Annotated in this window: 20 protein-coding genes and 1 tRNA gene; 7 read left to right on the top strand and 14 right to left on the bottom strand. The window is 51.9% G+C overall.

The window, feature by feature from the left end:
- The first annotated feature begins 10 nt into the window (after positions 1–10).
- Positions 11–385 (top strand): hypothetical protein, encoded by a 375-nt coding sequence (locus NB640_RS04240; RefSeq protein ID WP_269309928.1) that lies wholly within the window; start codon positions 11–13, stop codon positions 383–385.
- A 581-nt stretch (positions 386–966) separates the two neighbouring features.
- On the opposite strand, the gene NB640_RS04235 is transcribed toward NB640_RS04240, so the two are convergent.
- Positions 967–1043, bottom strand: a tRNA-Pro gene (locus NB640_RS04235).
- A gap of 178 nt (positions 1044–1221) precedes the next feature.
- Here NB640_RS04235 and NB640_RS04230 point away from each other — a divergent pair.
- A complete protein-coding gene (locus NB640_RS04230; RefSeq protein ID WP_269309927.1) occupies positions 1222–1701 on the top strand; it encodes a CYTH domain-containing protein in 480 nt (159 codons plus the stop codon).
- Between the two features lie 61 nt (positions 1702–1762).
- On the opposite strand, the gene hpf is transcribed toward NB640_RS04230, so the two are convergent.
- The 7 genes from hpf to NB640_RS04195 form a co-directional block, all read right to left on the bottom strand.
- A complete protein-coding gene (gene hpf, locus NB640_RS04225; RefSeq protein WP_269309926.1) occupies positions 1763–2107 on the bottom strand; it encodes a ribosome hibernation-promoting factor, HPF/YfiA family in 345 nt (114 codons plus the stop codon).
- An 80-nt stretch (positions 2108–2187) separates the two neighbouring features.
- Positions 2188–3609, bottom strand: a complete 1422-nt coding sequence (gene rpoN / locus NB640_RS04220; protein WP_269309925.1) for an RNA polymerase factor sigma-54 — start codon at positions 3607–3609, stop codon at positions 2188–2190.
- 12 nt (positions 3610–3621) lie between these two features.
- Positions 3622–4365, bottom strand: a complete 744-nt coding sequence (gene lptB / locus NB640_RS04215; protein WP_269309924.1) for an LPS export ABC transporter ATP-binding protein — start codon at positions 4363–4365, stop codon at positions 3622–3624.
- Positions 4366–4908 (bottom strand): lipopolysaccharide transport periplasmic protein LptA, encoded by a 543-nt coding sequence (gene lptA, locus NB640_RS04210; protein WP_269309922.1) that lies wholly within the window; start codon positions 4906–4908, stop codon positions 4366–4368.
- Between the two features lie 15 nt (positions 4909–4923).
- Positions 4924–5520, bottom strand: a complete 597-nt coding sequence (gene lptC, locus NB640_RS04205; RefSeq protein WP_269309921.1) for an LPS export ABC transporter periplasmic protein LptC — start codon at positions 5518–5520, stop codon at positions 4924–4926.
- Entirely contained in the window at positions 5517–6044 is a 528-nt protein-coding gene (locus NB640_RS04200) for a KdsC family phosphatase (protein ID WP_269309920.1), read from the bottom strand. The genes lptC and NB640_RS04200 overlap by 4 nt, the downstream gene beginning before the upstream one ends.
- The gene (locus tag NB640_RS04195; RefSeq protein WP_269309919.1) at positions 6044–7060 is read right to left on the bottom strand and encodes a KpsF/GutQ family sugar-phosphate isomerase; all 1017 of its coding nucleotides are present in this window, start codon (positions 7058–7060) and stop codon (positions 6044–6046) included. Before NB640_RS04195 ends, NB640_RS04200 begins: the two co-directional genes overlap by 1 nt.
- A gap of 274 nt (positions 7061–7334) precedes the next feature.
- On the opposite strand from NB640_RS04195, the gene NB640_RS04190 reads away from it, so the two are divergent.
- Positions 7335–9317 (top strand): monovalent cation:proton antiporter family protein, encoded by a 1983-nt coding sequence (locus tag NB640_RS04190; protein WP_269309918.1) that lies wholly within the window; start codon positions 7335–7337, stop codon positions 9315–9317.
- A gap of 5 nt (positions 9318–9322) precedes the next feature.
- Here NB640_RS04190 and uvrA read toward each other — a convergent pair whose 3' ends face one another.
- Complete coding sequence (gene uvrA, locus NB640_RS04185; protein ID WP_269309917.1) at positions 9323–12190, bottom strand: excinuclease ABC subunit UvrA; 2868 nt, start codon at positions 12188–12190, stop codon at positions 9323–9325.
- A 184-nt stretch (positions 12191–12374) separates the two neighbouring features.
- Here uvrA and ssb point away from each other — a divergent pair, with 184 nt between their 5' ends.
- Entirely contained in the window at positions 12375–12833 is a 459-nt protein-coding gene (ssb, locus tag NB640_RS04180) for a single-stranded DNA-binding protein (protein ID WP_269309916.1), read from the top strand.
- A 20-nt stretch (positions 12834–12853) separates the two neighbouring features.
- Positions 12854–13612 (top strand): hypothetical protein, encoded by a 759-nt coding sequence (locus NB640_RS04175; protein WP_269309915.1) that lies wholly within the window; start codon positions 12854–12856, stop codon positions 13610–13612.
- Positions 13613–13635: 23 nt separating this feature from the next.
- Here NB640_RS04175 and NB640_RS04170 read toward each other — a convergent pair whose 3' ends face one another.
- Together NB640_RS04170 and NB640_RS04165 are read right to left on the bottom strand one after the other, a co-directional pair.
- On the bottom strand, positions 13636–14445 hold the full coding sequence (locus NB640_RS04170; RefSeq protein WP_269309914.1) for a radical SAM protein: 810 nt from the start codon (positions 14443–14445) through the stop codon (positions 13636–13638).
- A gap of 95 nt (positions 14446–14540) precedes the next feature.
- Complete coding sequence (locus tag NB640_RS04165) at positions 14541–15470, bottom strand: NAD-dependent epimerase/dehydratase family protein (protein WP_269309913.1); 930 nt, start codon at positions 15468–15470, stop codon at positions 14541–14543.
- Between the two features lie 323 nt (positions 15471–15793).
- On the opposite strand from NB640_RS04165, the gene NB640_RS04160 reads away from it, so the two are divergent.
- Positions 15794–16681, top strand: coding sequence for a ZIP family metal transporter (locus NB640_RS04160; protein WP_408637941.1), 888 nt, complete (start codon positions 15794–15796; stop codon positions 16679–16681).
- A 26-nt stretch (positions 16682–16707) separates the two neighbouring features.
- Positions 16708–18162 (top strand): Ppx/GppA phosphatase family protein, encoded by a 1455-nt coding sequence (locus NB640_RS04155; RefSeq protein WP_269309911.1) that lies wholly within the window; start codon positions 16708–16710, stop codon positions 18160–18162.
- A 10-nt stretch (positions 18163–18172) separates the two neighbouring features.
- Here the strand turns inward: NB640_RS04155 and NB640_RS04150 are convergent, their stop codons facing one another.
- Genes NB640_RS04150 through ppk1 form a run of 3 tightly spaced genes read right to left on the bottom strand, consistent with a single transcriptional unit; the run spans position 18173 to position 22440 of the window.
- Positions 18173–19849 carry a SulP family inorganic anion transporter gene (locus tag NB640_RS04150; protein WP_269309910.1) on the bottom strand — a complete coding sequence of 559 codons (1677 nt, stop codon included), beginning with the start codon at positions 19847–19849 and terminating at the stop codon, positions 18173–18175.
- The gene (locus NB640_RS04145; RefSeq protein ID WP_269309909.1) at positions 19846–20346 is read right to left on the bottom strand and encodes a SixA phosphatase family protein; all 501 of its coding nucleotides are present in this window, start codon (positions 20344–20346) and stop codon (positions 19846–19848) included. The genes NB640_RS04150 and NB640_RS04145 overlap by 4 nt, the downstream gene beginning before the upstream one ends.
- A 9-nt stretch (positions 20347–20355) precedes the next feature.
- Entirely contained in the window at positions 20356–22440 is a 2085-nt protein-coding gene (gene ppk1, locus NB640_RS04140; RefSeq protein WP_269309908.1) for a polyphosphate kinase 1, read from the bottom strand.
- Between the last annotated feature and the right edge of the window lie 168 nt (positions 22441–22608).

Genomic DNA, 22608 nt, shown 5'->3' with positions numbered 1-22608 from the left:
GGAAACAACCATGAATACTACCACCATTAGCACCCGAATTTTCGCATTCCCGAGGCTCCAAGAAATCCTGCCGGCGGCCGAAAACTATATTTATCAATATGCTGACTGCACGGAAAAGAGGAAGGCGGCCTATTTCGAGGGAGTGCGCGCCGCGCTCAAGCCCGGTGAAATGCAAAACCCACACCGCGGCAACGAAGGTGATGGCGAGAAAGCCGCGATGTTCTACCTTGGTTTCACCCTCACCCGCGCCTACCGCGACGGGTACGAAAGCCCGACACCGCGTCCACCCGGGATTTACAGCTGGTCGGTCAGGGAAATGGAAACGTATTCGCTTGGCAGGGCCGACGCCAAAAAGGCCGCAGAAGCACAAGCAGAAGCAGCATAAACTTACGGAGAAAAAAATGCATTTAAAACAACAACTTCACCGAGCAAACGAGCGCGGCCACCTGGCCGCCGAGGCGCTCTACCCCGCGATTTTTTGTAAGGGGTCAGAAATGCCGATTTGCCCATACCCTTTTAAATCCATTGAATCCACCGCATTCTGGGAGGGATTCAATGAAAAAATGGTCTGGCTGGCGGGATACCGGGCGCCGCGTCACGGACTGTTTTCATCGGCAAATCCGCATACGTCATGCGAATTCCTGTCAAAAATCTGGCAGGACGGGTTTGAGGGGGGAGCGAGGAACATTGTCGCTGTGAGTATAACGAGGCGTTTGATACAACCATCGAAAATCCTTATTCGCACACGTCACCCGAATTTTTCTCGTTTCAGGCAGGCCGGCGGCATGTGGAATGGATGAACGAGGGAAACCGGCTTCGTCGAATCGAAAGGAAAAAGGAGAGGGCGGCGCAGCGCGCACAGCGGAAACGATAAACCCGCATAAAAAAGTGCTACCAAAAGTGCTACCAAAGCACCAGCCAAAGAAAAAGGGTTACAGCGTAAAATCTGTAACCCTTTGATTTTATTGGTCGGGACGGTGTGATTCGAACACACGACCCCTTGCACCCCATGCAAGTACGCTACCAGGCTGCGCTACGCCCCGACATCTCTTTATTATACCAGTTGTTACTGAAGCTTTCATGCTCCTTCATAGGGGAAAAGAAAGAAATATCAGGGGAAGGACCTGCTCTTTTCAGGAGGGAAAACACGCTTTATTGAATGGGTTTGATGGACCGGCACGATATGGTATAAAAGCTTTTCGATTGATAAGGGCAATGGCAATGGGAGTAGAGATTGAACGCAAGTTTTTGCTGGCGAATGACGGGTGGAAAAACAGGGTAAAGGGAGACACCATCCGGCAGGGATACCTGTCAGCGGATCATGATCGTGTGGTGCGTATCCGGGTCATGAACCAGCAAGCCTTTGTTACCATCAAAAGCAGTACAGACGGGTTATTCAGGAACGAATGGGAATATCCGATTCCGCTCGAAGATGCACAGGAGATGCTGGAGAACCTTTGTGTCAGGCCCCTTATTGAAAAGGTTCGTTACCGGATTCCTCATGACGGCATGATATGGGAAGTCGATGAATTTTTTGGGGAAAATGCCGGGCTTGTCATTGCGGAAATCGAGCTGGAGGCTGTGGATCAGACATTTGACCTGCCGGACTGGGTGGGGCGGGAAGTAACGGAAGACCCTCACTACTACAATACCAACCTGATGCGTAATCCGTATCAGGCATGGAGCGATAAGGGAAAATAAAACCGGCATCAAAAAAGGCGCAACGTGATGCGCCTTCTTGCTGATTGACCTGATGCAGGGATCAGGACGGCAAGTCGCTTGGCAGATTTTTCACGGACTCACGTCCATGTTCTTTTGATTTTGTTTTGTGTTTCACAATCTGCCGATCCAGTTTATCCATCAGAATATCAATCGCAGCATACAGATCCTGTGCAGCACTTTCTGCATGTATCGTCTTGCCACTTATGTTCATTTTGATCTCTGCCCGTTGTCTCTTGTCCTTGTCTGAATTATTGTCCACAGCCAACAGGACAGAGATGTCGATCACGTTGTCAAAATTCCGTTTCATCCGGTTCAGCTTGTTTTCTACATGACTGCGGATGGCCGGTGTTACTTCGAGATGATGTCCACTGATCGTGAGATTCATAAGTTTCTCCTAAAGATTGTCATCAGTTATCACCTGTTAAAACAGCATTCGGGTGATGTTTTTTGCTCTGCCAATGGAAGTTACAGAGACAGAGACTTTCGCATATGAGCGGAAGGAATTTTCAGGGTTTCGCGGTATTTCGCGACGGTTCGACGGGCAATCACCAATCCCTGTTCTCCCAGTATCTGTGCGATTCGGTTGTCTGATAAGGGTTTTTTCTGGTCTTCTGCTCCTATAAGTTGCCGGATTCGTTCCCGAATGGCTGTTGATGAAACGGTGTTGCCTGATTCCGTTGTCAGATGGCTTCCGAAAAAGGACTTCAGTTCAACTATACCATGCGGCGTGTGCATGTATTTCTGGTTTGTCACACGGGAAATCGTGCTCTCGTGCAGTTCTAGTGTATCAGCTATTTCGTGCAATACAAGTGGCCTCATCGATATGGGGCCATCAGAAAAGAACGGCTGCTGTCTTTCCGCAATGGCCTGTCCTGTTTTGAGAATGGTCTCATAACGCTGCTGCAGGTTGCGGATAAACCAGTTTGCTTCCTGTAACTGTGTATTCATGGTTTGGCGGTTTTCCGCATTTTTCATGATGTCGGCATACAGGGAGCTGATGCGGATCTTTGGCAGGGCTGCCGGATTCAGTCCGATTTGCCACTGGCCATCCTGATAAAAGGCCAGCAGTTCCGGCACCAGGGTATGGGCTTTTTCAGCAGAAAAGGATGCTGCAGGATGCGGATCACAGGAATGGATGGCTTTTCGGGCATCTGTCAGATCTTCATCATCGCAATCCAGCAGCTTCTTCAGCCGGGAAAAATCCCGTCGGGCCAAAAGAGGCAGATGATTTTCAACAATCGTAATGGCTCTTTTACGCGTGACATAAGGCAGTCCCGGCAGTTTTTTCAACTGGATAGCGAGGCATTCGACGCTGTTTCTTGCCGCAATGCCGGGAGGCTCGAGATCCTGCACTTGCCTTAAGGCCGTTTCCAGCTCGGACCGCTGGATATTGAGCGCTTCAGGTAGCCACTCAAGCATCTCGTCAAGCGTCTCAATGAGGAAGCCGTTTTCATCCAGCGCATCAATAATCAGCTCAGCCAGAGCCAACTGACGCTGCTCATTCAAACGCATGTGTATCTGGGTTGTCAGATGCTCTCGCAGAGAAGGGGATGGGGCTTCCATCGGGGAAGCCATATCGTCATTATTAGGAACCTGTGCGGTATGGGACGGGCTCCGGAAGTCCAGAGACCCATCAGCCGGCGCTTCGCTATCAATTGTTACCCGATTTGCGGCAGATTCGTTGCTGATAAGTGTGTCATCCGCGGTGAGATGCAGTGCACTGTCCAGCAGGTTGTCCACGCGTTCCAGAAACGGATTATCTTCCAGCGCCTTTTCAATTTCCAGGTTGAGGCTGGTGGCTGACAGCTGTAAAAGCCGGATGGCGCGCTGTAGACGGGGAGTGAGCGCAAGTTGCTGTGTAAGGCGGGATTGCTGTTTCAGTTTCATGCGCTCTTGTCTTTACAGCCGGAAGTTTTCTCCCAGGTAGACCCGCCGGACAGATTCATCCATGATGATTTCTTCCGGATGACCCTTGGCTAAAACGGTGCCCTGATTGATGATGTAGGCATGATCACAGATGCCGAGCGTTTCACGCACATTGTGGTCCGTGATCAGCACCCCGATTCCCCGTTCTTTCAAAAAGCGCACAATACGCTGAATTTCAATGACGGCAATCGGATCAATACCGGCAAAGGGTTCATCCAGCAGAATGAACTGTGGGTCTGTTGCCAAAGCACGGGCGATTTCAACACGGCGTCTTTCACCACCGGAAAGGGAAGAGGCGGAGTTTTCCCGCAGCTTTTCAATCTGGAGCTCAGCCAGTAACGCATCAAGCCGGGTTTCTATTTCATATTTTGAAAACGGTTGCCCATCCTTGTGCTGGAGTTCCAGCACGGCGCGAATATTGTCTTGAACATTCAGCTTGCGGAAAACGGAAGCTTCCTGCGGCAGGTAGGAAAGGCCCATCGCGGCTCTGCGGTGAATGGGAAGGTGAGAGATATCTTCCCCATCCAGGTCGATCGTGCCGGCATCAGAGGGTACCAGGCCGACAATCATATAAAACGATGTGGTTTTGCCAGCACCATTGGGGCCGAGCAATCCCACTACCTCCCCGCTTTTGACTTCCAGCGAGACATCATGGACAACCGTACGCTTGCCGTATGTTTTTTGCAGTCCCTGAACAACCAGCCTGTTCACATTCATTTATGGTGCCTTCTTTTCACGTGGCTCGATGACCGCCTTTACGCGTCCTGCTCCTGGCGCTGACTTGCCATCCGAGGTGTTGTGTACACGGTAAAACTCGCTTTTGCTGTCATAGGAAATGTATTCCCCTTTGATATCATCTGTTAGGGTTTTTCCATCCAGGCGTTTCAGGTTGGCGTGGGTAAAAAATTTGATGGTCTCGGTTTTGTTATCATATTCAATTCGCTCACCATAGCCTTCTGTCCACAGATTCGGACCCCCATCCCGTTTTTCACGCAGTGAGGCCAGTCCTCCCGGACCGGCATAAAGCGTTGTGTACTGATAACCCTGCGGATCCTGGACAAGCACAACCTTGGCGGCTTTGGCAACCCGGGATCCTTGCGTCATGATGACATTGCCGGTAAAAACCGTTACCTGCTTTACATCATCGGCAACCATCTGGTCTGCTTCGATTTCAGTTGGCTTGTCTCTGTCTGCTCTTTCCGCATAAACGGAAAGCGGCAGACTCAAGGCAAGGATTAAAAATAGGAAAAGGCGTCGCATGGGCTGATCATCCGGTTATTTTTTCTGGTTAGCAGGCGGATACACAACTTTTGCCCGGCTTAACAGGAAGAGCTCGCGCGTGGCATTATTGGATTCCATCCCGATTCCTGTCATGGTTGCGCTTCCCTGGTAGGCGATGACTTCCCTGTCTGTGCGCATGATGTCTTCATCCGGCAGCACCAGCAGATATTCGGTGGTCATCCGGAAAGCTTCCGTATCCCCTGTTGGCGGACGGATAACAACCACATTTTCATGCATGTGGATTTTACTGTTTACGTCTTCAATAAAGGCCCAGTCGGAATAAGTGATCTGCGGACGCTGCCGTTCATCAAGAGATTCCATGACCGGGAAATTGATCAGATAACTGTCATTATCCGGGTAGTGTGTCATTTTCTTTCCGGTAAGTTCGAAGTCTGCCTCACCGGTAAGCTTTAAGGTGAAGTGACGGAAATTGTCCATATAGTAGTCAGGATCTTCCCGTACCACTCCCGCTTTTTCATCTGCTGAGCTTCTTTTCAGCACCATATTGACCCATGCACTGCCGACAGCCAGTACGGCGGCAAAAGCAAAAATCGCTGTCAGCCGGAATCGGCGTGCAGAACGCGCACTCATTTCAGATAAGACTCCATCAGCGCAGCATATTTATCCTGCGCCTGCAAAATCAGGTCACAGACTTCACGAACAGCACCATTGCCACCCGTTGCTTCTGTCACATAATCCACTCGTGAACGAACCTCGATATGCCCGTTTGGCACGCTGGCAGAAAAACCGGCACGGGTCAGGATGGGCAGGTCAATGACATCATCGCCAATATAGCCGCAATGGGCAGCTGTCATGCCGGTTTTGCTCAACAGCATGGTAAATGCCGACAGTTTGTCCTGTATGCCGAGCTGGACATGTCCGATGCCCAGGTCTTCAGCGCGGCGCATGACCATATCGGATTTGCGAGCACTGATAATAGCGGTTTGTATGCCGGATTGTTGCAGAAGCTTGATACCGTGCCCGTCCAGGACATGAAAGATCTTGAGCGCTTCACCATCGGAACCAAAGACGAGTTTGCCGTCGGTCAGTATGCCATCCACATCAAATATCATCAGCCTGACCTGGCGGGCTTTGCTAAATGGTTTGTCGGGCATCAGATCACCTTGGCCTGGGTAAGGTCATGGATATGCACGGCACCAATCAGTTTTCCTTCTGTATCAGCTACGAGCAACTGATTGATCCGGTGTTGTTCCATGATGCTGATGGCTTCTGCGGCGAGCTGCCCCGGGCCGATCGTTCTTGGATTGCGTGACATGACATCAGAGATGGGGATATTGGCAAAATCCTGCACGGTTTCCAGAAGACGGCGTAAATCGCCATCAGTAAAGACACCGATGGCCTGGTGGTTTTCATCCACAACAGCGGTCATCGCCATCCCTTTTTTCGTGATCTCGAAAAGGGCTTCACGAAGGGGGGTATCGGATGTCACCGCCGGAACCGCATCACCGCTTCGCATCACATCACTTACCAGCGTTAACAGGCGGCGTCCCAGTGCGCCACCAGGATGCGAGCGGGCAAAGTCATCTTCACGAAAACCCCGTGCGTCGAGCACGGCAACTGCCAGTGCATCACCCAAGGCCATGGTTGTGGTCGTGCTGGCTGTCGGGGCCAGGTTGAGCGGACAGGCTTCTTTTTCCACCTGGATGCTCAGATGAATATCGGATAATTGCGCCAGCCCGGAATATTCCTTTCCGGTCATCGCAATCATCCTAGCTCCCATCCGCTTGATGAGGGGGCAGATTGACATCAGTTCGGCGGCCTCGCCGGAGTAAGAAATGGCAATAAAGACATCGTCCTGGGTGATCATGCCCAAGTCGCCATGCAGTGCTTCAGCTGGATGGACAAACATGGCAGGAGAACCGGTTGAAGCAAAAGTTGCCGCGATTTTGCGGGCAACATGGCCGGATTTGCCGATTCCAGAGACAACGATGCGACCGGTACAATCCAGCAGCATGGCGGTTGCTTTTTCAAAATGGTCGGCATCTTCGCCAGCCAGCCGTTTTTTCAGACTGTCCAGTGCGGCAGTTTCGATTTCCAGTGTTTCGGCAGCGAGATTCAATGCGCGTTTGGCATCAAAAGCTGGTGGTTTTTTTTGAGTATTTGCAGACATGTCAGCAGTATAAACGAATTCATTCAGGCAAGAATCCCGACATTAACAAAAGGATACAGAAAAGTGTTTGGCCATGTGCTGGCTGTGAAATAGCATAAAAAAAGGGAGTGAGGTGTTATCCCGATAAAAAGAATTGAAAGAAGCTTGAATTACATATGGAAAAACAAGAACTTTTCTTTGTATACTCTAGTGTTACCTGATGTTCATGCAAATTAAATTAAACAAGGGGAATATCAACTCGGGAAAATGGTTGTTTTTGACCCGATAACACCTTATGCAATCATCACTTTCGTTTGTCATCCTGATGCTTGGTGCCGCCGTTCTTGGCGTCGTGGTGTTTCGTATTCTTCAGTTGCCCCCGATTCTGGGTTATCTCACCGTCGGTATCATCATCGGGCCGCATTCGACCCGGCTGGTCAGTGATGCCGAATCGCTCAGTGGTCTTGCCGAATATGGCGTTGTCTTTCTGATGTTCTCCATTGGGCTGGAGTTTTCCCTGCCCCAGCTTTATGCCATGCGGCGACTTGTCTTCGGGCTCGGGCTAAGTCAGGTGGTTACCACTATAGCGGTCACTATGGCGATCTGTCTCGGGTGCACGTATCTCTTTTCCGCCATTGATATCAGCTGGCATGCTGCGCTGGCATTGGGTGGTGCCATTGCCATGTCTTCAACCGCGATCGTCTCCAAGATGCTGGCTGAGAAACTCGAACTGGAAAGCGAGCATGGCCGACGGATTATCGGCATTTTGCTTTTCCAGGATCTGGCCGTTGTTGTTCTGCTCATTTTAGTGCCTACCCTGGCAAACAATCCGGGCAATATCTGGATGGTGATCGGCTTGGCGTTAGGCAAGGCCATCCTGGTCATGGCAACGATTCTCTTTTTCGGGCAGAAGCTGATGAGCAAATGGCTGAGCCTTGTTGCACGGAGAAAGTCCCAGGAACTTTTCATGCTCAACCTGTTGCTTATCACGCTGGGTGCGGCATGGATAACGGAGCATTTTGGTCTCTCACTGGAATTGGGTGCGTTCATGGCTGGCATGCTGATCTCAGAGACGCGATACAAGCATGAGGTTGAGGCTGATATCAAATCATTTCGTGATGTCCTTTTAGGGCTGTATTTCATCACGATAGGCATGTTGTTGAACGTCCGGCTGGTGATTGCCCACTGGTGGGCAATCCTGCTGCTTATCATCGCACTTTTTGTCGTCAAGTTTGTCCTGATCGCCTGGCTGACCAAAATGTTTGGTGCTTCAAGAGGTGTCAGCATCCGCACAGGGCTGGCGCTTGCTCAGGTGGGTGAATTCGGCTTTGTTCTGTTGAATCAGGTGGGTGGGCTCAACATGCTGGAACCCTGGCTGGTTCAGGTGCTTCTGGCATCTATGGTGCTGTCGATGCTTACCGCGCCATTCATCATTGCTCCGTCTGACCGGGTTGTCATGAAATTTTCCGCCAATGAGTGGATGCTGCAGTCTTTAGCATTGACCCAACTGGCCAGCAGTACCATGGGAACCAAGCAACACGTCGTGATTGCCGGTTTTGGCCGGACAGGGCAAAGTGTCGCCAGGCTTTTGAGTGATGAAAAAATCGCCTATCACGCGCTTGACCTGGATCTGGAGCGTGTCAGAAGAGCCGAAGCCGCTGGTGAGCATGTGTCATATGCGGATGCGACAAGGCGTGAGAGCCTGATTGCGGCAGGTATTCATCGTGCGTCTTCACTGGTCATCACGTTTGCCAATACCCATGCTGCACTGACAATCATGCATTACGCCAAGGAGTTGGCGCCGTCATTGCCGGTGATTGTCCGCAGTCATGATGACACAGATTTTGAGCGCCTGAAGGAAGGTGGTGCTGACGAGATTGTGCCTGAGGCTATTGAGAGTAGCCTGGTGCTGACCTCGCATGCGCTTTTGGCGGCTGGCATTCCCATTCGCCGGGTGATGCGCCGCACCCAAGAGGCACGGATGGAGCGTTATGTCTCACTCAGGGAATATTTCCATGGCGAATCGGATGCCAGCCTGGTGGATGAAGATACCTACCGTCGCCTGCATTCATTACGGATACCCCCAGAATCCCATGCAGTGGGACAGACGCTACGCGATCTCGGGTTACCATCCTCCAATGTCGAGGTCACCATGGTACGCCGCGGCAAGGAAAAGCTGGAAACCTACGCCGACATGAAAATCGAGGCGGATGACGTGCTGGTGCTTCGTGGCACGTCTGAAGGGATTACCCTGACCGAAGAGCGTCTGCTCAAATAAGCGGTTTATTTTTTCTTCCTGCCCAGCATGGGCGCCAGATAGTGTCCGGTAATACTGTCCGGGTTTTTCGCGAGTTCTTCGGGTGTGCCGGTCGCGATAATACGGCCTCCGCCCTCACCGCCTTCCGGTCCCAGATCCACAATCCAATCGGCTGTCTTGATCACATCCAGATTGTGTTCAATGATGACAACGGTGTTGCCCTGGTCGCGCAGCCGATGGATGACTTTCAGGAGCAGGTCAATATCATGGAAGTGCAGTCCGGTGGTTGGTTCATCCAGAATATAAAGGGTGCGGCCAGTATCCCGTTTGGACAACTCAAGGGACAGTTTGACGCGCTGTGCCTCACCACCGGAAAGCGTTGTGGCGCTTTGACCGAGGCGGATATAGCCCAATCCCACATCCAGAAGGGTCTGCAGCCGTCTGGCGACCATCGGAACCGCTTTGAAAAACTCGAAAGCCTCTTCCACTGTCATGCCAAGCACCTCAGAGATGTTTTTATCCCGATAGTTGATTTCCAGCGTTTCGCGGTTATAGCGTTTGCCATGGCAGACATCGCAGGGCACGTAGATATCAGGCAGAAAGTGCATTTCCACCTTGATGACACCATCACCCTGACAGGCTTCGCAGCGGCCGCCCTTGACGTTGAAGGAGAATCGCCCTGGCGTATATCCTCTCTCACGAGAGGCGGGCACATTGGAGAAGAGTTCGCGTACCGGGGTGAAAAGCCCGGTATAGGTAGCCGGATTGGAACGCGGGGTTCGCCCGATGGGTGCCTGATTAACGGCGATAACCTTGTCAAAATGTTCCAGTCCGCTGATCGATTCAAAAGGCGCCGGTTCTGTCTGTGATCCGAAAAGATGCTGGGAGACTGCGGCATACAGGGTGTCATTTACCAGCGTGGATTTGCCGGAACCGGAAACACCGGTCACACAGGTCAGCAGTCCGACAGGCAGTTTGAAGGTGATGTCTTTCAGGTTGTTTCCACTGGCGCCCTTTATCACCAGTTGGCTTTTTTTATCCTGGCGGATGCGTTTTTTGGGAACCGGGATCGAGAGTTCGCCATTCAGGTATTTTGCCGTCAGGGATGTTTTGGATTGCAGGATCGATTCCGGCGCGCCCTGCACAACGACATTGCCGCCATGAACCCCGGCACCGACCCCCATGTCAATGATGTGATCGGCTGTGCGGATCGCATCTTCATCATGTTCAACAACAAGGACGGTATTGCCAATATCCCGCAGGTGCTTGAGCGTGGCTATGAGGCGGTCATTATCCCGCTGGTGAAGGCCGATGGAGGGCTCATCCAGCACATACATGACACCCGTTAAGCCACTGCCAATCTGCGAGGCCAGGCGGATACGCTGGGATTCGCCGCCAGAGAGGGTATCTGCTCCCCGGTTCAATGCGAGGTAGTCCAGCCCGACATTATTCAGAAAATGCAGCCGGGAAATGATTTCGCTCACAATCCGTGCCGCAATTTCCTTTTTGGCGCCGGTTAGGGCCAGTGTTTCAAAATAATGCAGCGTTTCATTCAGTGGCAGGCGCGTGATTTCATGGATGGCCCGCTCCTGCCCGTCATTACCGACCGTCACAAAACGGGCCTCAGTACGGAGCCGGGCGCCATGACACGACGGACACTCTTTTTCATTGATCAGTTTGGCCAGGTCTTCGCGTACCGCCATTGAGTCCGTTTCACGATAGCGACGCTGCAGGTTGTTAATGATGCCTTCAAAGGTGTGCTCACGCAGCCAGGGACGGCCTCTTTCATTGATATAGGTAAACGGAATTTTTTCTCTGCCTGAGCCAAAAAGCACCACATCACGAACATTTTCGGGCAATTCCTCAAATGGCGTGTCAATGTCGAAATCGTAATAGGCTGCCAGGCTTTGCAGCATCTGGAAGTAAAACTGGTTGCGCCGGTCCCATCCCTTGACGGCGCCTGATGCAAGCGAAAGGCCTGGAAAGAGCACAACCCGCTTGGGGTCAAAAAATTCGATATGACCCAGGCCATCGCATTCCGGACAGGCGCCCATCGGGTTATTAAAGGAAAAAATGCGGGGTTCCAGCTCATGCAGGGAAAATCCGCAGATGGGGCAGGCAAACTGGCTGGAAAAAATCTGTTCTTCACCGGAATCCATGTCTACGGCAAGTGCCTGGCCATCTGCCATCCGCAGCGCGGTTTCAAAGCTTTCTGCCAGCCGTTGCTTGATTTCCGGATTGATACGCACGCGGTCGACAACGACATCAATCGTGTGCTTTTCATTTTTTTTCAGTTTGGGAATGCTTTCCATATCAAAGACATCCGCTTTTTTGGTGCCACTCTGTACCCGGAAGCGGACAAATCCCTGTGCCTGCATCTGTTCAAAGAGGTCAACATGCTCGCCTTTACGATTGTTGACGACAGGCGCAAGAATCATGAGCCGGGTGCCTTCCGGCAGTGCCATGACAGCGTCCACCATCTGGGAGACAGACTGGGCCGCCAGTACGATTTCGGGATGGTTCGGACAGTGTGGCGTCCCGACGCGGGCGAACAGGAGGCGCAGGTAGTCATAGATTTCGGTAACGGTACCGATGGTCGAGCGCGGGTTGTGCGAGGCGGCTTTCTGGTCAATCGCGATGGCAGGCGACAATCCTTCTATCAGGTCGACATCCGGTTTTTCCATCAATTGCAGAAACTGCCGGGCATAAGCGGAGAGCGATTCAACGTAACGCCGTTGCCCCTCGGCATAGAGGGTATCGAAGGCGAGCGAAGACTTGCCGGAACCTGAAAGGCCGGTGATGACAATGAGCTTGTTTCGGGGGATGTCCAGATTGATGTTTTTCAGGTTGTGCGTGCGGGCGCCTCTGACAAGAATGATTCCGCGTTCTTCCATGATGAAAATCTTTATTGGTTAACTGATTATTTATACAGGTTAATTTGATACTATAGCGCATTTGCAAAACTTTGGCAGAGAGGCAGAACAAACCACATGCACATGCCAAAACTTCTGGCATAATGAACTTCATTTGGCGCCAGGCACATCAGAAACAGGCAAAATATCAACATCAGGAGAACTTATGGCATCAATCAACAAAGTCATCATTGTCGGCAATCTGGGACGTGATCCGGAAAATCGTTATATGCCGAGTGGTGAGCAGGTAACCAGTATTGCCGTTGCAACCACCGATCGCTGGCGCGATAAGGCTTCCGGTGAGCAGAAAGAGGCAACAGAATGGCATCGGGTGTCATTTTTCGGCAAGCTGGCGGAGATTGCCGGGCAGTATCTCAAAAAAGGATCGCAGGTATACATTGAAGGGCGGCTGAGAACCCGGAAGTATACCGACAAGGAAGGTATCGAGCGGTATGCGACGGAAATCATTGCCGATACGATGCAGATGCTGGGCAGCCGTCCGGGGCAGGGTGAGCCAGTGGAAGACAGGGGCGGATCAGCAAGGCAATCCTCCGGTAATGCACAGCGTTCAGCGCCAAGCCGAGCACCGAATCTTTCCGACATGGATGACGATATTCCGTTCTGATAATATAAATTTTTATAAATATGGAACAGGCTCAAGCGATTTCTTTGCTTCGAAGAATTCTCTCAGAAATTAGACTACCTTCAGGTGCCGTTGCATTTGAAAAATTCATTGGGCTAAGAGATGTTGATTCAAAAGTAAGAGATGTGAGACACATTATTGAGAGTGTTGATGGGCTTCCTAAAAATTTTGTAATTAGATTTGATGAAGACCATAACTTTCAAGAAAATAGCAGAAGAGTTAGATTAGAAGCGCTTGTTGGACATATACGAAGTGCTCTAACTTTTCTGGAAGCTAATGAAACGATTAAACCCAAAAAAATAATAACGTCACCACCAGATGTTTCTAAGCTTACTTCAACGCTTCCCTTATTAAATGATGTAATTACTCGCAGATGGCGTGAAGCACAAAAATGTGTCCATGTTGAATGCTACACAGCAGCGGTTATTATGATGGGGAGTATCTTGGAGGCTCTTCTCTTAGCTCGAGCTCAACTGGATCCTGCAACGGCTCACAAATCTTCAAAAGCTCAAAAAGACACTAAAACGGGAAAAGACATCGCACTTCAAAATTGGAGCCTTAATGTTTTGATTGAGGTTGCTGTAGATGTCGGCTGGCTGAAGAGTGATAGAGCTAAATTTGGACATGCTTTACGCGAATCTCGTAATGTTGTACACCCTTGGGTTGAGATAACTTCTAATGCAAATTTTGATAATGCCACTTGTAGAACTTCGTGGGAAGTTCTTAAGGCCTCAGTCAATGATTTGTTGAAATCAATTTAATAATTTTATCCCAATATAAATTTTTAGAATGGCCTGATCCAGACCGGGCGAAGGTTGGCATCATGAGGGGCATTGAGTGCCGTATCGATCTGGTCCATCAGCCGGGATTTATCCTTGCCCAGCACGCCTTTCAGCACCAATTGGTTGGAGGCATGATCACTTCTGAAAATGGTGGATTTCAGTTCCAGCGCACTGACAAACTGGCGCAATTCCCGAAAAAGAGAAGGCTGCTGCATGTAGTCAAACTGCCCTTCGAATGCTTTCTGGTGACGTGCATCCCCATGGGGAAGGTTGATCACCAGCGAGGCCAGAAATTCCGGCTGGGTCTGGTTGGCGAGAGCTGCCGAGTTGAGCGCATGCTGCTCACTGAAACGCTCGCCGCCGAGACCGTTGATAATCATGACAGAGCGTTTGACACCGGCATCTGCAAGCCGGTTGAGCGCATCCACGGTGCTTTGTTGTGTCTCACCCTTGTTGATGCTTTTCAGGACAAAGTCATCGCCGGATTCGGCACCCAGGTAGATAAGATCCAGGCCGGCTTTATGGAGTTGTTTCAGTTCTTCATCCGATTTGCCGGCGACGTTGCGGGGAAGGCAGTAAGATGCCACGCGGCTGACATGCGGCAGGTGTTCCCGGATAGCGTGCAGAATGTTCAGCAGGCGCCGTGTGGACAGGACCAGTGCATCCCCGTCCGCGAGAAAAACACGGCGCACACGGGACAGGTGCTGTCCGGCCCACTCGATTTCTTTCAAAACCGCATCTTCCGGTTTGAGGCTGAATTTTTTTGCGGCTGCGTATACATATCGCAATACGAGCACCGGCTCCAGCTGCATCCGTTGGTGATCTGCAGGATAAGCGAACGCGCCTCACTGGGCGGACGGAAAAGCGGCTCGATATAGGTGATGGGTGGCGTCAGCGGCATAATCAATCAGAGCGTGGCCTTGACACCATCCACTGACTGTTTCAATGCGTTGGACAGGTCATCAATTGCTTTTTCACGTGTCAGGCCGGTCTGATATTGCAGCATTTCCTGGGCCTTTTTCGTGCTGATGGGCCAGTCATCCGCCAAAAAGGCGCTGCCTTTCCATTCGTCATGGGGTACGGCGTTTACTTTTGCCTCGGGGTTGGCATGATTGATGATGAGTTGTGCCAGTTCCGCCCAGGTCAGGTAAACGCTGCCCAGATTGAAAAGCTCGCCTTTCGGGCGTTTTTCAAAGATAGCCAGTACGGCTGAGACAAAGTCATCCAACTGCAGGAAATTACCGCCACTGCCTGCCGGTACTTCCACGACGCCTTTTTCAATGGCGTCGCGTGCCATTGCCCGGATATTGCGGCCCCCGATGCTTTCCCCGTAGGCGTACCAGATCATGACGTTATTGACCGCCATGTCGTGCTGCACGGTATAAATTTTGCTCATTTCTTCCGTAATGAGTTTGGCCAGGGCATAGGCGGGATTACGGGATTGCTCGACCAGGTGGGGATGGGTTTCATCAACCGGATTGGTTACGGGTTTGCCATAGGAAACGGCTGTTGTTGCATTGATGATGTCCTTGACACCATATTCCACTGCGGCATCCAGAATATACTGGTAAGCCTTGATGTCGATATCGAGCAGGTCAATGAAACCCTCGGAAAAGCTCCATGCCAGATGCAGGACGGCGTCAACGCCATTGACGGCCTGCCTGACCAGCTCTTTGTCAGCCATATTGCCGGGTATCGTTTCGATATTGTCACCGGCCAGTTTTTTCAGGCCGTCTTCATCCTTGTCCAGAACGCGTACCTGGTGCCCTTTTTTCGCCAGCGATTTCACGACGTGGACGCCCATGTTTCCACAACCGCCGGTAACCAGAATTTTCATGTTCTTCTCCTTAATCAAAATGAATGACGCATAACAAGACACACAGGCACAAGATGACGTATCAAGGTGAAGCGCCCGGACTGAATCCTGAATATTACCCCATTTATTTAAAGAGTAAAATTGATGCGGATAAGTAAATATGGGGGAATCCCTTTCACGGGACAAAGCGGGAAATAATGGTATATTGCCTCAACCGGCCTGATGAGCCGCCTGTTATTTGAAGACTAACAAAACGAGACGAACAGCCAGTGGGTGAAAAAAACAAAAGTTTCATAGAGAAAACGCATCTGTCAGCCGTCATCAACGGCAGCTGGCGGACTGCGATGCGGCATCATGCCCGCAAACACTGGATGATAGCGCTCTGTATGTTCGTATCGTTTGCGGCGATTATCGTCATGCTGATACACAGCCTGATGAAAATTGGCGACCCGGTTTTTGATCAGGCGCTCAAATTGGCGATGATTGGCGGCACGGTTGCTTTTGTGATGACGGCTGCGGGCGCCCTTCCCGCCTTGCTGATCAAAAAAATTCCGCAGCCCGTTGAAGATACCATGCTGGGATTTGCCGCAGGCATGATGCTGGCGGCGAGCGCTTTTTCCCTGCTGCTACCAGGTTTGCAGGCCGGGGTGGAAATGACGGGCAGCAGGGTCATGAGTGCCGGGGTTGTTGTTTTCGGGATGGCGCTCGGGATTTTCCTGATGTTGAGCCTGGAGCAATTTACGCCACATCTTCACACCACCCTGGGAACATTTGGTCCCGGACACGAGCGGGTAAACCGGTTATGGCTTTTTGTTTTCGCCATTGCACTGCATAATCTGCCGGAGGGCATGGCTATCGGTGTGAGCTTTTCGCGGGGTGACATGAATGTCGGCCTGCCGCTGACGACTGCGATTATTTTGCAGGATATCCCCGAAGGGCTGGCGGTTGCCCTTGCCTTGAGAAGTGCGGGCATCTCACGGCTTCGTGCGGTGTTACTGGCGGGAGTGACAGGTCTTCCAGAGCTTTTTGGTGCGTTGCTCGGTGTCGGACTCACCAGCGGACTGGCCATTTCCTATCCGGTCGGCCTGGGACTGGCCGGCGGCGCCATGATTTTTATTGTTTCCCATGAAGTGATTCCCGAAACCCATCGCAACGGGCACCAGACCCCTGCAACGATCGGCCTTCTGGTCGGGTTTGCGTTAATGATGGTTCTTGATACCATGCTGGGGTAATCAATCAGGGTTGGGAGAACAAAACCATGCTTTCCGCAATTGACCTGGGGTCCAACAGTTTTCGCCTGCAGATCGGTGAATATGTGGATGGTGCTATCCGGGTCATCAGGGCCGCCCGGGAGCCCAACCGGCTGGCTGCCGGACTGGACAAAAACAATCACCTGACTGATGCAGCAATACAGGGCGGTCTGGATGCGTTGCGCAGCCTCAGTTCTATTTTAAAACCGTATCCTATCAGTGTGCTTCGTGCTGTCGCCACCAATACGCTGCGGGTCGCGGTCAATGCGCCGGATTTTCTGGTACAGGCAGAAGCAGCCCTTGGTTATCCGATTGAGGTGATTTCCGGTGAGGAAGAGGGCCGGCTTATTTATCTGGGGGTGGACAATCTGCTCGCCAGGCCGGATGAAAGACGCCTGGTGATTGATATTGGCGGGGGTTCAACCGAAATGATCCGTGGCAGGGGAGAGGCCATTGAAAGGGTGGAATCGTTCAGTGTGGGAACCGTGGGCCAAAGCCTGGATTTTTTCCCTGGCGGGGTGATCACTGCTGCCGGTTTTGATGCTGCGATTCTCTCGGCGCGCAGTCATTTTGAAGATGTCAAATCCTATTACCATAAACGTCACTGGAAGATGGCCTATGGCTCATCCGGCACGATGCGTGCCATTGCCGAGCTTATCAGCACGATGGGGATCGGGGACGGCAGGCTGACGGCAAAAAATCTGGATCTGCTTCGCCTGCAGATGATCCGGGCAGGAAAAATCAGCCAGCTCGGCTTTCCCGGCCTCAGGCCGGAACGTGCGGCATCGGTGGTTGGGGGGCTTTCCATCATGATTGTCCTGATGACCGACCTTAAAATGCCGGTGATGGTGCCAGTTGAATCCGGTTTACGTATGGGCATCATGTGGGATCTGTGCCTGCAGTCCACTGAGCATGACAGGCGAGAACAGTCGGTTTCGGGTTTTATGCGGCGGTACAAGGCTGACAGGAAGCGGGCTGCCCGCGTGGCAGATTGGGCCACCGTGCTTTATGAAAAAATGGCCCCTGATTCGGACAGGTATAAAAAGCTTCTTCACTGGAGTGCGCTCATGCATGAAGTCGGCATGTTTGTTTCGCCTTCCAACTACCACAAGCATGGTGCCTATCTGGTGGAAAATGCCGATCTTGCGGGGTTTACGGCGCGCGAGCAAAAGCAGATGGGTAAGCTGGTTCTTGCCCAGAAGGGTAATCTGCGCAAGCTCAACGGGATATTTGATAATCCGGATGCCGTCAAGGCGGTGCTGGCGATCCGCCTGGCCGTGATCTTCATGCATTCACGGGTCAGTGAAGCGGTGGATGCGGTCGGATTCCGGATGAAAAAACGGATTGAAATCCTGATGCCTGAGAAATGGCTCAAGCAGCATCAGACGTTGTCCTATTGGCTGGGAAGGGAGCGTGACTGGTGGGCGGATAGGGGGATATCCCTGCTGATTCGTGAATCCTGAGTGAAAATCGTCAGGACTTTTCCGGGTGGTTTTTTACCCTGGCAAGCCGGACAGCGCGTTCGACACTGAGTCGGCTCATGGAAACGTCCGGAAATTCTTTTCCGAGAGAAAACTGCAAAATGCCATATACCGGATCTTTCAGCCGAGCCAGAATCAGGCTTTTTTCCTGTTCCGCGACATAGGTAAAGAAATCCTGAAGCGCTTCCAGGCTGGTCGTGTCCATGTCATTGGTCAGCTCAAGGCTCAGGATCACCGTATGAACCGGATCAGTGTGCGTTGCCAGTATCTGCCGCGCCTGTTGCAGGATCCGTTCGGTATTGGCAAAAAAGAGTCCCTGGTCCGGGCGCATGATCAGGACGCCCGAGACCGGCCTCGCTTCCGGAAAAGCTGTCATGCTGACGAAATCATGACTTTGCCCCAAACGCCCCAGCTCGGATACGGTTGAGGCCGAAATCTGCCTGAGCATAATCAGGATGCTGATGCCAACGGCGATAATCAATCCCTGCAAAACGCCCAGGAAAAGCACCGCCAGGATAGAGACAATGGCAATCAGACGATCGTTTTTCCAGGCAAAATACACCTCGAATGTGGAAAGCTTCACAATCGTGAGCATGGTGTAAACGACAATGCCCGCAAGGACCGGTTGCGGGATGCGCTCGATATAAGGCAGCGCGGTTGCCAGGACAACCAGGGTGATGAGCATGGAAAAGATGCCCGACATGCGGGTTTTTGCGCCATATGCCTCATTGGCTGCCGTTGCAGAGTAGCCTGCGCCGACGGGCATGCCCTGAAAAAGGCCGGATACCAGGTTGGAAATTCCCAATGCAAAAAGGTCCCGGTTGGGCGCAATGGCGTCACCGTGTTTCATGGCAAAACTGCGAATGGAGCCATAGGATTCCGCATACAGGATGAATACCATGGCCAGCGACAGTTCAAACAGGTTGACCCATTCCCGCAGTGAAAACACAGGGATTTTGAGTTCCATCATTTCAATGCTGATGGAGCCGACCAGTGGAACACCATAAGAGGGCAAGTCGATGAACAGGCTGCCAATGATACCCAGCAGGATCACGACAATGCCGCCGGGCAGGTTTTTGATTTTTTCAAGAGAAAAAAGACAGCCGACAGTCAGGATGGCGATACCCATACAGGGCTGGTTCCAGTGTTCAAACTGGTAGGCCAGATCCAGCATGAAGTAAAACAGGTTGTCGTATTGTGACTGGATGCCGACAACCGGCGCCATCTGTTTGATGATAATGACGATAGCCAGGCCAAACGTAAAACCACGCAAAACAGGACGTGCGATAAAATCTGTAATACTTCCCATGCGGGTTGCTGCCGCCAGCAGAAAAATCACCCCGGCAGCAATGACAAGCCCGCCGGCAATGAGCAGTTTGTGGGCGGTGCTACCACCTGCCAGGGAGGCGGTTGCCGCCGCCAGAACAACAGCGGAAGAAGACGTGGGGGAAACCAGGGCAAAACGGCTGGAACCCAAAAGGCCGTAGCAAAGCAGTCCGGCGATGAGTGCAATAATTCCTGCCTGTGCGGGCAGATTGCCAATGCTGGAATATGCCAGCGCCTGGGGCAGCAGTAGCCCGGCAATGGAAATGCCGACGGCCAGATCCGGCCAGTTAAGGAAATTCCGGAAAAAACGAAACCGGGAGGCTTTTTCAGAGGGTTGGGTCATAATGGCGTATGCTGTCCCGTTCCAGAAGAAAGCGGCCATGGCCGGTCAGCCAGAAGCAGGGGAGAAATAACGGCTTTCAACCGGGTTTCTTCGTGGAGTTTCCCGCTGATATCAAACCACCAGACATTGCTCTTTTCTACATCCCATGCCTGCGGTTGTCCGCATAAAAGGAAAGAAGCCAGATAGCCCAGCAAAGGCTGGTGGCTGACAACCAGTACGGTTTTTTCACTCGCCGGCCAGTTTGCTGCGGAAAGAATCGCTTCCGGACTGGAGCCGATTGCCACGCTGCCATGGATTTCGTACCGGCGTCCAAGGGCATCAGCTGTCTGGCGGGTGCGAAGGGCCGGGCTGACCAGGATGAGCGGATCTGCCGGAAGGATGGCATTCAGCCATCGTGCTGTCAGCGCAGCTTCCTTCTGGCCTTCTGATGACAAGGGTCTTTCCCTGTCGGGCGTTCCGGGGCTGGCATCAGCGTGTCGCCATAAAAACAATTGCATGATGGTTGTTTATCCCTGAGTCTGCGGCGCACCGTAAATCTGCGTCAGTTGCTGCTGGGCGCTGTATTTTTCCTGTTTTTTACGCGGCTTTTTCTGGCGATACGTTCCGTCAGAACGCAATTCCCAGGCATTCTGGTTATCTTTCAGGTAAGCCATCAGTCCTTCTTCCATGACCCGTTTTTTCAGGGATTCATCCAGGACAGGAAAGGCGACCTCAACGCGGCGGAAGAGGTTTCTTGCCATCCAGTCGGCACTGGAGAGGTAGAGATCATGTTTCAGGTCATTACGGAAGTAATAGATGCGGGTATGTTCAAGAAACCTGCCAATGATGGAGCGCACGCGAATATTTTCAGACAGGCCGGGTACGCCCGGCTTTAAGGCGCATGCGCCGCGCACAATCAGGTCTATCTTGACGCCGGCCGAGGATGCCGCATACAGGGCGCGAATGACAGATTCGTCAATCAGCGCATTCATCTTGGCAATGATACGCCCTTTCCTGCCGGATCTGGCAAGCCGGGCTTCGTTCATGATGGCGCGGATAATTTCCTTGTGAAGATCAAAGGGGGCCTGCCACAGGTAGTCGAGTTTTGCCGGCCTGGCTAGGCTCGTCAGTTGAATGAAAACTTCGTTAACTTCCCTGCCCATTTCCTGATTGGCGGTAATCAGGCCAAAGTCGGTATAGGAGCGCGTGGTATTCGGGTTGTAATTGCCCGTTCCCAGATGGGCGTAGTAGCACAGCCGGTCATCTTCGCGCCGAATGACAAGCGCCAGCTTGGCATGGGTTTTCAGGCCCATTACGCCATAGACAACCTGTGCGCCGGCTTCTTCCAGGCGTTTGGCCCAGTCGATATTCTGCTCTTCATCAAAACGTGCCTTGAGCTCAACAACAGCAATGACTTCCTTGCCCTGCAAGGCCGCAGAGATGAGTGACTCCATCAGTTCGGATGTCATGCCTGCCCGGTAAATGGTCTGTTTGATTACAATAACAGCGGGGTCTCTTGCTGCTGTGTTGATAAAGTCGACCACGGTCTGGAATGACTGGAAAGGATGATGCAGCAGAATGTCTTTTTTCTTCAGGGCGTCAAACAGGGAAGCGCCGATGTAGGAGCCCTGCAAAACGGATGGGGTATAGGAGGGAAAATACAGTTCGGGCTTTTTGACGTGGTCAAAAAATTCGGTAAGACGAACCATATTGACCGGACCTTTTGCATAATAGACATCCTGCTGCTCCAGGTTGAATTGCTGCAGGAGAAAATCCGACATTTCCCGCGGGCAGTCCTGGGCGACTTCCAGCCGGACGGCTGCCCCAAAGTGCCTGCTGTAAAGACTGCTTTGCAGGGCTTCCCGCAGATTCTTGACTTCTTCTTCATCAACCCACAGGTCACTGTCACGGGTAACCCGGAACTGGGAATAAGCCACCACTTTCCGTTGGGGGAACAAACTGTCAATATTGGCCTGGATAATGGAAGACAACAGGGAGAAGGACATGCCATCTTCGGAGAACTCATCCGGCAGGCGGATGACGCGGGGCAGCACCCGTGGCGCTTTCAGGATGGCAATGTCACTGCCACGGCCAAACGCATCTTTACCGGAAAGAGAGATGATGAAATGCAGCCCCTTGTTAACGACTTGCGGGAAGGGATGGGCCGGATCTAAAACGATTGGTGTCAGGACGGGCCGGATATGTTCCCTGAAAAAAGTTTTTACCCATGCCTGTTGCGCCTCATTTCTTTCCTTGCGACCAAGCAGATGAATGCTGTTTTCTGCCAGCAGTGGGAGCACTTCCCGATTAAGGATGGTGTATTGTTTTTCGACGAGTGCATGGCATTCCCTGCTGATGTTTTTCAGTAGTTCGTCTATTTCAGAGGCAGTACGATTGGCATTTGAGTCGCGGCGCGCATGAAGGCTGGCAACACGAACCTCAAAAAACTCATCCAGATTGCTGCCGGCAATACATAAATAGCGCAGCCGCTCCATGACGGGCAGATTCGGGTTTTCTGCTTGGGCCAGCACACGGGCATTGAAGGCGAGCAATGACATATCCCGATCCAGGTACAGCCTGGGATCAAAAATATCCAGAGATAATTTGCGCATGGCCCTCATAAGCAGTTTGTTGTCAAAATAGTTCAGGAAAAGCGGGGCCTGAAAAGGTTTCGCTTCGTCCGATAACACAAGCATAACAGACACCGGTAACACCGTTTATGTTTAAGACAAGTCCTGTTTCCGGCAAGTCAAACGGGTCCTGACGCTTGGTATGATTCA

Source organism: Oxalobacter vibrioformis (assembly GCF_027118995.1).
GTDB lineage: Bacteria > Pseudomonadota > Gammaproteobacteria > Burkholderiales > Burkholderiaceae_D > Oxalobacter > Oxalobacter vibrioformis.
The sequence above is the reverse complement of the archived record's forward strand: the minus strand, read 5'-3'. Positions and strand labels throughout refer to the sequence as shown.